Below are 13,216 nucleotides of genomic sequence, written 5' to 3'. Positions count from 1 at the left end.
GTCATCAGAACCGGCCCAGATGGTGTTCACATCATGAAAGGAAGGAGCCAGCGCATACACTGTGGAATACAACTCGGGACCGCTCATATCCCTGGTAATTACACCTCCGCTTTCTCCCATTGTAGTGGTATCGGCGTAGGTCAGGTCAGGACTGATCTTCTCCCAGGTCTGCCCTTCATTGCTGGTTACCCAAACGTGCTGGGAACATACATACAGGCGATTAGAATCTACCGGCGAAAACACTATCGGAAAGGTCCAATGCACCCGCTCGGGAAGCGTCTTAGCCGCTTCACCCATAAAATAACGCGGATAGGGTTCTACCTCACGTCTTTCGCCGGTTACACGATTGATACGTGTCAGCATATTGGAATAGCTGCCTGCATAGAAAATATCCGGGTTCTTCGGATCCTGAGCGATATAGCCACTTTCTCCTCCTCCTACTGCATATGAATAGGGAATATTCTTGTTGGAGTTTGTTCGTGCAACCATGTGGTTCCAGCCTTCACTGGGGACAACGATCGTAGAATTATCTTGCTGCGCCCCCGCAACCTGGTATGGAAAATCGTTGGTAGCCATGATGTGATACAACTGCGCAGTCGGAAAATCCTCATCTGTCCAGGTTTGTCCGCCATTCAGGGAGATCGTTCCTCCCCCGTCGTTCGCCTGAGCCATCCGCATCGGATCGGCGGGGTCGATCCACAGATCGTGGTTGTCGCCATGGGGAACTTTTATGGATTTATTAAACTTAACGCCTCCGTCACTCGACTTGAAAAACCCCACGTTCAGCACATAAACGCCTTCTCTATCTTTCGGATCAGCATAAATCCGGTTGTAGTAGAACGCACGCTGAATGAGCTTACGGTCTGCGTTGGTTTGTTTCCAGGTCATACCAGCATCGTCAGACCTGAAAACACCTCCGTCATGCGCTTCCACAACCGCCCAGACCCTTTTGGAATCTACGGGCGATACGGTCACCCCTATTTTGCCCACAGGTGCCTTTGGCATTCCCGGCTTCCGGGTCAGCTCCGTCCAGGTATTTCCGCCGTCGGCTGACTTAAATAACCCAGAGGCTCCGCCCCCGCCCCACATTTTCCATGGCGTACGGTACACCTCCCAGATCGACGCATAAATTACTTCCGGGTTATTGGGATCTAAAATTAAGTCGGCCGCTCCTGCTTTATCGCTCTTATAGAGCACCTTCTTCCAGGTCGCACCTCCATCTGTTGTTTTGAACACACCTCTTTCTTCATTCGGCCCAAAAGCATGACCCAGCACCGAAACGTAAACAACATCCGGGTTGGTTGGATGAACCCGAACTCTCGATACGGTTTGCGTATTTGTTAAGCCGACGTTTTTCCAGGTTTTTCCGGCGTCCACAGATTTGTAGATACCGTCGCCCTGCATGATATTACCTCTGAATTCCGATTCGCCCATCCCGATGTAAATAATGTCGGGATTTGAAGCAGATATACCGATAGCACCGACCGAGGAGCTTTTAAGCTGCCCATCGGTAACAGGCTTCCATGTCAAGCCACCGTCTGTAGTTTTCCATAGCCCTCCGCCAACGGCACCGAAATAGTACTCGTTTTTTCTGCTTGCCGAGCCTGCGATCGCTAATGACCGCCCGCCACGGGCCGGACCTACATTTCTATACTTCATGCCGTTAAAGTATTTCAATGAAGTATCCGGGCTCGTGATCTGGGCAGCTACATGATTTACTGAAGCGCTGCAAACACTTGCTATAATACCAATTACTGTAATAAAGCTATTTCTTTTCATTTAATAGTTATTCGTAAATATGAGACCTCTCGTGGGTTAAAGGACTATAGCACCGTGCGACCGGCAAATTTTGCCACCTTTTTATCTTTCATCAGCTTGTTAAGGTCTGCAATGTGCTTTTCCAGTTCAAGGGTAAGCTCCTTCGAAACCTTGTATGAACCGTCGGTGGGCTTTGCATCTCCCGTCTCGACGCTTCTCCATAAGGATGCAAAACGGTTGTTTAACTTTATAGGGAAGTTCAGGGGATCCTGCGAGCTTTGATTTTTTACCTGATACAGGTTTTCCTCTATCTCGCTAAGCTGGGCCAGGATTTTGGGATCGCTTGCTTTCGCTTTTTGCATCTTTTGTTTGATATCGCGGATCTTAATAACAGCTTCGTTCGCTTTGGATGTTTTGTCGCGTAATTCAAGCGCAAGCTTAAACTGCTCCTGAACATCGCCTACCGTTACACCTTTCAGACGTGGGTCCAGGCGAATTTCGAATGGTTGTGACATAGTCTTACCGCCTGCAGTTAATTTTATCTGGTACATTCCCGGAGGCGCCAACGGCCCCATTTTAGGGCGCGCTCCCCAGATAATCATACCCTCAAAGGAGGTGGCCGGAGCGTACCGCAGGTCCCACTCAAATTCGTTAAGCCCCTTGGCCATCGTCGGCGAACCCTGTGTGCTGGCTACATACCCTTCTTCGTCGCTTGAATCATCGCCTGTCTTCGGCTTTGCTTTTATGCCATCGAAAGACCGCACTAATTTTCCCTCTGGACTGATAATTTCTATTTTAAGCTTTTCTTCATCTTTACCCAGGTAATATTGAAAAACCCCGTTCTGGACTCTTCTTACCGCATAGTAGGGCTGGAAAAGATGCACATCCGCATTGGCGATCTCGGGCTTGTATTCCCTTATCGGTGCCACATCGTCCAAAACATAGATCGACCGGCCGTGCGTACCAATAACCACATCTTTTTCGGTTACGATAAGATCCGCTATTTGTGTGTCTGGGAGATTTAAGCGTAAGGATTGCCACGAATCTCCGTCGTTGAAGGATACATAAACGCCATGCTCCGTTCCGGCATACAGCAATCCGGGGCGAACCAGGTCTTCGCGAACAGTATGCACATAATCGTCGCCGCGTATTCCGCTGATGATCTTTTTCCAGGTTTTACCATAATCATCTGTTTTAAAGATGTAGGGAGTTCTGTCGTCCATCTGATATCTTTTCACTGCTACATAAGCGGTGCCTGCTTTATGTCGGGATGCGTCGATAATTGAAACACGTGAATCTTTTGGCAGGTCCTTCGGTGTAATATCAACCCAGTTTTTACCGTGGTCTGTGGTGATATGAATCTTACCGTCGTCAGATCCTGCCCAGATGGTATTTACATCATGGTATGAAGGTGCCAGCGCGAACACTGTGGCGTAAATCTCCGGACCATTCATGTCCCTGGTTATGACACCGCCGCTGGTACCCAGGGTGGCTGTGTCCGCATAAGTCAAATCCGGACTTATCTTTTCCCAGCTTTGTCCTTCGTTCGTCGTCATCCACACGTGCTGCGAACAGGTATACAAGCGGTTAGGGTCGATTGGAGAAAAAACAATAGGAAATGTCCACTGCCAGCGTTCAGGCAAGGTCTTGGCTTCCTCTCCTGAGAAGAAACGCGGATAAACCTGCACATCCCGGGTCTGGCCTGTAGCCCGGTTGATACGTGTCAACAAAGCACCCTGACTCCCTGCGTAGAATATATCAGGATTCTTCGGGTCCTGGGCGATGTAACCGCTTTCGCCACCACCCACGGCGTAGGCGTATCCTAATCCGCGTTTGGTCGAATTGCTTTTGGTGATCATGTGTCCCCAACCTTCACTGGGAACTGCGATCGTTGAATTATCCTGCTGAGCACCGGCAACGTGGTAAGGGAAATCAGTTGTCACCGTAATATGGTATAACTGGGCCGTCGGGAAATCTTCATCTGTCCAGGCAAGGCCTCCGTTTGTTGATACCGTACCGCCACCGTCATTTGCTTGTACCATCCTCATAGGATCCTGCGGATCAATCCAAAGATCATGGTTATCACCATGAGGCACGGTAATGGTCTGATCGAAGGTCACACCGCCATCTTTCGACTTAAAGAACCCTACATTCAACCCGTAGATCACGTCTTTATCTTTTGGATCCGCTACTATACGCGAATAGTAAAAGGCACGCTGACGCAGTTTCCTTTCGTCGTTCACCAACTTCCAGCTCATTCCCGCATCGTCAGAACGATAAAGACCGCCTTTGTCTGACTCCACGATAGCCCAGACGCGTTTGGAATCCGCAGGAGATACCACCACACCGATCTTACCAACCGTTCCTACCGGCATTCCCGGCTTTTTGGTTAACTCTGTCCACGTTGCTCCACCATCTGTAGTTTTGAACAGGCCGGATTCACCTCCGCCGCCCCACATCTTGTAGGGGGTTCTGTACACCTGCCAGATGGAGGCATAGACCGTTTCCGGGTTATTCGGGTCTATAACCAGATCTGCTGCACCGGCAGCATCACCTTTGTATAAGACCTTTTTCCAGGTAGTTCCGCCATCAGTGGTTTTGAATACACCCCGTTCTTCATTCTTTCCGAAGGCATGACCAAGCGCCGAAACATATACGATGTCAGGATTGGTAGGATGAACCCTGACCCGTGATATCGACTGAGTATTGGTTAACCCAACACTTTTCCAGGTTTTACCGCCGTCTGAAGATTTATAAACACCATCGCCCTGCATAATATTTCCCCTGAATTCGGTTTCACCCATCCCGATATAAACAATATCAGGGTTCGTTTCAGAGATGCCGATTGCACCGACTGATGAACTGCTGATCTGTTGGTCTGTAACGGGTTTCCAGTTAAAACCGCCATCAACGGTTTTCCATAGACCGCCACCTACAGCTCCGAAATAGTACTCAAGCTTGCGTTTGGAACTGCCGGCTGCGGCTAAAGAGCGCCCACCCCGGTTAGGACCTATATTACGCCAGGTCATCCCTTTAAACATGTTGTCCTGTACAGAAGCATCGATCTGCTGCGCCTGTAACTGAAGCGTTGAGATGCCGAAAGATACTCCCAGCATGGCAATAGCCTGTATGATTTTCTTTTTGTTCATATAAATTGTTTTAGGCTGAAATAGGTATTATTTATAAGCTTCGTTTTGTTCGATATTGGGGTTTGCATTGACTTCGAACAGGGGGATCGGGAATACCACCCTATCAATTTCCGTCAGGGTAATCGAATTCGGGGAATTAAGCCTCGGCATGTTGACGAAGCTCGTTAGCGCTCTGCCACTTCGGATAATATCGAAATAGCTATGCCCTTCATACGCGAATTCCAATTGCTGCTCATCCCAGATAGCTGTGAGGATAGCTTGCTGACCCAGTGGATTAAGCGCTGCAGCTTTAGCCCTTGTTCTGACGATGTTCATATCAGCAAGCGCCCCTTCGAGATCAACACCAATTCGTGCTTTGGCTTCGGCCCGGTTGAGAAACATCTCCGATATCCGGAGGATATGGAAATTATCGATGTCGCCGGCTTTACCGTATTTGGTGGGATAGTATAACCCACTGGTAGGCGTGGTCATGGCAAACATTTTGCCTCTGTCGTCATTTGCATCTGCTTTTGCTTGCTGTACGAAGCTGCTGTGTGAAGCGAGGTCACCCCGACCACCGGCAGATGTTGGATAATACCAGTTACGCATTCCACTGCGGTCTACCGATCCGTAGTTCAGTTCAAATATGGATTCTGAAGTACCTTTGCTTGCGAATATGTCGGCATAACTAGGATTAAGCGCGTAAAAGGGGTCATTGATCACGAGGTCTGAATAAGTTATTACGTCTTGATATCTACCCAGATACAAATATAATCTTGACAACAATGCTCTTGCACCCGCTTTGGTTGCCGTGAATCTGGCACTGACAGCAGGCAGGGTATTTGCTTCAGGAAGCAAAGTAAGGGACTGAAGTAAGTCTGCCTCAATCTGATTATAGGTATCCGTCAAGGAAGCACGCGGGGGGCTATCTATCACACCCGGCTCGGAGACAGCTGTTACCATGGGCATACCTAAAGTTCCTACTACTCCCGGTATACCCCCGAAAACCCTGACCAGATCAAAATAAGCCAGCGCCCTTACAAAGTATGCCTGACCGAGCATCGTGTTCTTACTGGCATCAGCGATCCCTGAGATTCCGGGAACCTGATCCAGGATGGTATTCGCGACATAAATCGTTTTAAACCCTCGGGAGTAAAAATTACCAACTTCAGTGTTCCCGGTGGAGAGTTGATAGGTATCCATTTCACGGTAAAAATCCCAGGTACCGATACTTTGTGCCTGTTCGGATGAAACATCGCTGATTATCTGAAAGTTCCTTCCGTAATAACTACCGTCCTGCAACTGGTTGTACAAGCCCGTTACTGCAGCTGCCGCACCCTTTGCATCCGCCAATACGATATCTGTTTCGACTTCGTTTTTCGGTTCCTGGTCTAGTACTTTCGTACAGCTACCGAGCAGGATAGTCAAGCCCAAGAAAGAGGCTTTGAAGAAATGGTTGTTTAGCTTAAAAGCAGTTCGCTTCATATTGCAACTATTTTTGTGTGCTGGAAATGTTATATCATGTTTCATGACTGCAATGGTTTAAGAGAAATTAGAAACTCACATTTATGCCCGCCATATAGGTTTTTGGTTGCGGCATGGTGTAAAACTCTATCCCCTGCGTTAGCGCGTTTGATGCTGTTCCTGTTAATTCAGGATCTAAACCGGTGTAATCGGTAATCGTCCAGAGATTCTGACCTGACACATATATTCTCGCCGAGGACATTCTCAGTTTCTTAGCCAGGCTGGCTGGCAATTTATATCCGAGGGTTATGTTCTTTAACCTCATGTAAGAACCATCTTCCAGGAAACGGGACGGGCGAAGATCGGATGCATAGTTTTGAGATGTCATACGCGGAATCATCGTATTCTGACCGGGCGCGGTCCACCTGTCGAGCTGGCTCAGCGTAAAGTTTGTACTGCGTGTGCCGCCATGCTCCTGGAAAAAACGGTTCCAGTTTAACTGGTCGTTACCATAAGAGTATTGGAAGAAGAACGACAGATCTATTCCTTTGAAATTCATACTATTGGTAATACCTCCGAAGAAATCAGGGTTTGCGGTACCAACGATACGACGGTCGTTGTTGGAATCAAACTCTCCGTCGCCGTTCACGTCTTCAAACTGAATATTTCCTGTCTGTGGGTCAACGCCCGTTTGCGGGTGCAGATAGAACGAGTACATCTCAGCACCCTCTTCGTAACGATACAAATCGCGGTTGTACACATTGAAAGGAGCGGCGAGTTTCAGTATCTTGTTTTTATTCGTTGCGATATTGAAATTAGCGTTCCAGTTGAAGCCTTTTTCACTTTCGATAATGTCGGCGGTTATGCCAATCTCAAATCCTTTATTCTCCATCTCACCAAAGTTCTGTGTGTAGGTGTCAAAGCCGGATGTTCTCGGAATGGATACAGCTAAGAGAAGATCTTTGGTTTTTTTGTGGTAATAATCTGCCGTGACGTTAACCTTGTCGTTAAGAATGGCGAAATCAATACCTATATCTGTCTGGTTTGTGGTTTCCCATTTCAGGTTTGGATTAACCATTTGTAAAGGAGCTATGCCGGGTGCGTCGACATAGGCTCCTGAAGACCACAGACCTCTTGACTGAAAGTCTGTGATACCGCTTTGGTTTCCGGTAATACCATAGCTAGCCCTGAATTTCAGGGTGCTAAATACCCTGGAATCTTTCATAAAGTTTTCTTCAGAAAGAACCCATCCCAAGCCAACCGAAGGGAATGTTCCCCACCGGTTATCCTTGCCGAATCTTGATGAACCATCGCGTCTGATGTTGGCTGTTATCAGATATTTCTTATTATAGTCGTAGTTTATGCGGGAGAATATACCTGATAAACCGTAAGATGTACTGGTTGAGCTTCCGGCCCTGAGGGTAGCAGCAGAAGTAATCTGGGTAAATGCATCAGAAGGAAAGCCTGTTCCGGTGATAGAAGAGAAGTCAGTTTGGGAACGCTGAGTAGAATTTCCTATCAGAACATTGAACGAACTTTTTTCCAATCGGAACTGATAACTTAAAATGTTTTCCTGGATCCAGTTTGTATTATTGGTGGACAGCGCCTGCGCACTTCCGTTTACCGCGGAACCATTGTTGGTTTTAGAATTATCAAACACGCTTTCTTCAGCGTTACTATAGTCAAAGCTGTAGGAAGACCTTAGGCGCAGGCCGGGAAAAAACTCGTATTCCCCGTATACCGTACCCAAAAAGCGGTTAGTTAACATGGAAATTGAGCTTTCGTTAATAGCTGCAAGCGGATTTTCGAAGGTGGCTATTTTAAAGTATGATCCATCCGCATTGTAGATTGGCATGTTTGGTGGGTAGAAATAAGTACCCTCGAGACCTCCTGAGATATTATCGTCATTTCTCAGCCTGCCTCTTGAATTGTGTGAATAGAGAACACTGGTACCCATCTTCAACTTCTGTATGGGTGTAAAGTCGAGATTCACCCGTCCGGTATTCCGTTTAAAGTCTGACCTCTTCAAAACCCCTTCCTGTAGAAAGTCATTTCCGGAGATCATGTACTGGACGCGTTCACTTCCACCACTGATGGAAAGATCAACATTCCTAAGCGCGCCTACCCGAAGTATCGGATCGTACCAGTTGGTATTCAAGGTACCCGCCGGGTCAGCATAGTTAGGTACGTAACCCACTCCTGACGGATTGGTGGCGTCAATAGAGCCATATCGATCTGTCCAGGCGTTGGCGAAAACCTCGTTCATCAACGTTTCAAACTGAGTGCCGTTTGTTATGGGCGGAGTTTTGCTGATCTCCTGGTTACCGTAGTAGGTTCCGATGCTTATTGTTGCCTTTTTATTCGATCCCCTCTTTGTTGTGATTAAGACGACCCCGTTTGCCGCACGTGCCCCGTAAATCGCTGTAGCAGAAGCGTCTTTAAGAATTTCCATCGACAAGATATCCGCAGGGTTGATATCAGCCATCGGGTTCGTCGTCCCTCCCCCAACAGCGAGCCCCGACAGATTACTTGACTGAACAGGAATACCATCGATAACATAAAGGGGTTCGCTGGACGCATTGATAGATGATGTACCACGGATGCGGACAGAAACACCCCCACCCGGTGTGCCGGAGTTCGATGACACCTGAACACCTGACGCTCTACCCTGCAATAGCTGATCTGAGCTGGAGGCCGGAACGTTTTCAATCTCTTCTGCCCTGACAGATGTCTGGGCACTCGTGATTGTTTTTCTGTTCTGGGAGCCATAACCTGTGATTACCACCTCGTTCATCACATTTGAAGAAGCAGCAAGTTTCACTGTTAAATTACTTTGGCTACCTACAGCCACCTCAACGGTGGTAAAACCGATATATGAAAACAAGAGCACAGCACTATTGGAAGCTACTTTGATCTTGAAAGATCCGTCGAGGCCCGTTATCGTACCGATCTTTGAGCCTTTCCAAATAACACTAACACCCGGCAGTGTTGCTCCATCATCCTTGGCGGTAACTACGCCGGATACCGTTCGTTCCTGAGCTTTAACACTGTTAAGAAATGCCAGCGAACACAGCAAAAAGAGCATTAAGGGTTTGGTAAGTTTTTCCATATTTATACGTCAAGTTTGTTACGATTCAATTTCATAAGAGCTTATGCTTAAGCCAGGAACATCTTCAACCTCGGGAGCTCTTCTCCTCTGTATTTTTCAAAGTCATTAGAGACGGATAGAAACTTTGAAAATATCGGATACTTATTTACTTGCAATTTTGTGTTTTTTTTAATATTTACCGAACACTTTTGAGTATTCAATAAATATTCCTGCTCTTGTATGAAATAGAAGTAAAATAACAAGGAAAACAGGCTATTTTTTAACCCATTCAAACAAAAACATCTGAAATAACCAGTTTTTACAGAACTCACTTGAATAAATTCTCATTATAGGCGGAAATACCATGAATAAATGGTAAATCAAAAAGCTTTTATAGGTATTTTTAACAAAAAAGTCACTTAGCGATTAGATATTTCGCAATTTTTAAGTTCAAATACGTCTTACATGAATGTAACTGCTTTCGATATTACGAGAAGACTAGCACCGGCATTTTTTCTCGTGATATTTTCGCTGCCGGTTACAGGTACATACTTCTTATTTAAGCTACGACAGAGCACTATTCATAAGAACATCAGGACGTACATGGAGGATGGGATAAATGAAAGTCGACTGGTGTTGCTTAAGATCCCCCTTAGCGAAAAGCTAAACCCCGGGCTATTTGAACAAACCGAAGAAAATGAATTCAAGTTTAAAGGAAATATGTTTGATGTTGTCAAATCTGAAAGACATCAAGACACAACCTGGTATTGGTGTGTTTGGGACAAGGATGAAACAGCCTTAGAAAAAGCATTTGAAGAAGAAAAACGACGAACATCGTCGCAAGAGGGTAAAAATCCTGACGACATAATGAAAGCTTTCTTAAAGCTTCTGTTTATACATACAACTGAACTCACCTTGATTCTGCCGGTCAAAGACGCTGTTACGGTAAATAGCATCCGTATTAAAAAAAATTCAGATCTGTCCTTTACTCCCCCCAGCCCTCCACCAAAACTTGCCATGTCTGCAGATTAAATTACTACTTGAATTTTGCATTTCATGCAGAATACAGGATAACTACATCCAAACCGTAAGTAAAACCAATACACATGAGATTATTCACCACATGCCTGTTCGCGCTGATTTCACTATCATTAGAAGCGCAGGTATTAACGATAAAAGATAAACTGACCAGGCAGCCGGTAACAACGGCATTGATCAGAGTAAGCAATTCGGAAAAGGCCATATCTGCTGACGCAAGAGGTCAGGTTACAATCGCAGACATTGACCGGAAATCAATCAGCATTCATAGTCCCGGCTATAGAACTTTAAAGCTGACCGGTAGCCAGGTCGCGGAACAACAGTTTCTCGTCTATCTGGACGAGAGCGAATTTTCATTGGATGACGTGGTTATTTCTGCTTCCAGATGGAACCAATCGAAGCGGGATGTTCCCAATAAGATCAGTACTATAACTAAGACCGAGATCGTCTTTCAGAATCCGCAAACTACGGCCGACCTATTAGGGCAATCCGGAGAGGTATATATCCAAAAAAGCCAGATGAGCGGCGGAAGCCCGATGATAAGAGGCTTTGCAACTAACCGTGTTCTGCTGACGGTGGATGGAGTAAGGATGAATAACGCCATTTTCAGAAGCGGGAACTTACAGAACGTCATTTCCATGGATGCACTCGCGACAGAAAACGTTGAGGTGCTGTTCGGACCCGGATCGGTAATGTACGGAAGCGACGCGATTGGCGGGGTAATGAACTTCAGCACATTGAGCGCAAACAACTCTGGTTCAGGCGAGGTCATTTTCACCGGTAACGCCCTTACCAGATATTCTACTGCGAACTCAGAAAAAACCGGTCATGTTGACTTCAATATCGGATTAAAAAAATGGGGTTTTGTAACGAGCGTCACCTACAGCGACTATGGTGATCTGAAAATGGGATCACATGGACCGGCGGAGTATTTACGACCCGAATATGCAGAGGTGATTAACGGCATCGATACGCGCGTTACCAATGGCGACCCTGAAAAGCAGGTTCCGACAGCATTTAATCAAATTAACCTGATGGAGAAAATCAGGTTTATACCAAACGAAAACTGGACTTTCAATTACGGCATCCATTATTCTGCAAGTTCAGACAACCCGAGATACGATAACCTGCTCAGGTACAGAAACGGGAATTTGCGTTCGTCGGAATGGTATTACGGGCCTCAGGAATGGCTGATGAATAACTTCAGCGTAACCAATACAGAACAACACAGGCTGTACGACAATATGCGGATCGGTTTATCTCACCAGTTCTTCAAAGAAAGCCGGCATGACCGAAATTTCAGTAACGCGTTCCGGACCAATAACATTGAAAAAGTGAATGCATTCGCGTTAAATATCGATTTTGAAAAATCAATCGATGAGAAAAACACGATCACCTATGGCGCAGAAATTATCTATAACCAGGTCAATTCTTACGGAAGCAGGCAAAACATCACAGACGGCACAGCGGAAAACAGCGTTTCACGTTATCCTGACGATTCGAGCTGGGGCTCATATGCTGCTTTTATCACGTATAAGCACAAAACTTCCAAAAAACTCCATCTACAATTTGGAGCCAGGTATAACCACTTCAAATTAGACGCTGAGTTTAATGACGATTTTTTACCGTTTCCATTTACAAATGCCCAAGTAAATCAGGGTGCTCTAACTGCGAGTGCCGGTTTAGTCTACAACCCGGCTCTTTCCTGGCAAATCACTACGAATCTGGCTACCGGCTTCCGTTCACCAAACATTGATGATATCGGGAAAGTGTTCGAGTCAACACCTGGTTCTGTGGTTGTACCAAATCCCGGCCTTAAATCTGAATATGCCTACAACATAGACGCGGGCGTAGCAAAAACTTTCGGTGATAGGGTCAAAATAGACGCAACCGGATATTATACCTATTTGCAGGACGCTCTGGTCCGCAGGGACTTTACCTTGAACGGGGCGGGTACGATCATTTATGATGGTGAAGAAAGTCAGGTTCAGGCGATTCAAAACGCGGCTTATGCCTACGTCTTCGGTGTCCAGGCAGGGGTCGAAATCAAGCTGCGCGCCGGATTTGGACTGAATTCCCGATTTAACTATCAAAAAGGCAAAGAAGAACTGGATAATGGAGACCAAGCACCTTTACGCCATACTGCCCCCTGGTTCGGGACATCGCATCTTACCTACACCTGGAGCAAGTTCAAGGCAGACATCTATGCCCAATACAGCGGAGAAGTGAGTTTCGCAAATCTTGCCCCCTCCGAGCGAGAGAAAACCTACATGTATGCAATTGATGCTGACGGCAATCCGTACACGCCATCGTTTCTTACTTTGAACTTTAAAGTTCTGTATCAGCTAACAAACAATTTAATGGTTAATACCGGTATGGAGAACGTCACAGACAGAAGATATCGTCCATATTCATCAGGAATCGTTTCGGCTGGCAGGAACTTAATAATTTCATTACGGGCTTCATTTTAGCAACTTATCTCAAGCGGGCGTATCTTAAATGAACGCCCGCTTTCCCGATTCGATTTAGCTGTTTCTGATCTGGAGTTACAGGAGCTAAAATCTATTAACCTTCCTTAAATTTCAATTAATATGTATTCTTGTATTTAGAATCTACTACACATACTCCGAAAGATTTCGGCAATCCGGCTTCGCCGCCAGTTGCTTCGGGCGTTTCTTAAAACTCTCCTCATAGATATTCTCATATCCCGGCTTACCGAATCTTCCTAATTCTTCCATGG

Annotated in this window: 6 protein-coding genes; 2 read left to right on the top strand and 4 right to left on the bottom strand. The window is 46.2% G+C overall.

Annotation, left to right across the window (positions count from 1 at the left end; genetic code table 11):
• The 4 genes from ACKI5J_RS16615 to ACKI5J_RS16600 form a co-directional block, all read right to left on the bottom strand.
• Positions 1 to 1,779: WD40/YVTN/BNR-like repeat-containing protein (locus ACKI5J_RS16615; protein WP_407430610.1), on the bottom strand; the 1,779-nt coding region annotated here is incomplete at its 3' end.
• Positions 1,780 to 1,823: 44 nt separating this feature from the next.
• Positions 1,824 to 4,907: a WD40/YVTN/BNR-like repeat-containing protein gene (locus ACKI5J_RS16610; protein ID WP_407430609.1), complete on the bottom strand. Its 3,084-nt coding sequence runs from the start codon at positions 4,905 to 4,907 to the stop codon at positions 1,824 to 1,826.
• Positions 4,908 to 4,934: 27 nt separating this feature from the next.
• A complete protein-coding gene (locus ACKI5J_RS16605; RefSeq protein ID WP_407430608.1) occupies positions 4,935 to 6,371 on the bottom strand; it encodes a RagB/SusD family nutrient uptake outer membrane protein in 1,437 nt (478 codons plus the stop codon).
• A 67-nt stretch (positions 6,372 to 6,438) separates the two neighbouring features.
• Positions 6,439 to 9,459: a SusC/RagA family TonB-linked outer membrane protein gene (locus ACKI5J_RS16600; protein WP_407430607.1), complete on the bottom strand. Its 3,021-nt coding sequence runs from the start codon at positions 9,457 to 9,459 to the stop codon at positions 6,439 to 6,441.
• A 444-nt stretch (positions 9,460 to 9,903) separates the two neighbouring features.
• On the opposite strand from ACKI5J_RS16600, the gene ACKI5J_RS16595 reads away from it, so the two are divergent.
• Together ACKI5J_RS16595 and ACKI5J_RS16590 are read left to right on the top strand one after the other, a co-directional pair.
• Positions 9,904 to 10,470: a hypothetical protein gene (locus ACKI5J_RS16595; RefSeq protein ID WP_407430606.1), complete on the top strand. Its 567-nt coding sequence runs from the start codon at positions 9,904 to 9,906 to the stop codon at positions 10,468 to 10,470.
• Between the two features lie 74 nt (positions 10,471 to 10,544).
• Positions 10,545 to 12,947 (top strand): TonB-dependent receptor plug domain-containing protein, encoded by a 2,403-nt coding sequence (locus ACKI5J_RS16590; protein ID WP_407430605.1) that lies wholly within the window; start codon positions 10,545 to 10,547, stop codon positions 12,945 to 12,947.
• Positions 12,948 to 13,216 lie beyond the last annotated feature (269 nt).

Origin of the sequence: Arcticibacter sp. (assembly GCF_045629565.1) — a bacterium.
Classification (GTDB): domain Bacteria; phylum Bacteroidota; class Bacteroidia; order Sphingobacteriales; family Sphingobacteriaceae; genus Arcticibacter.
This window is presented reverse-complemented; position numbering and strand designations above follow the sequence as displayed.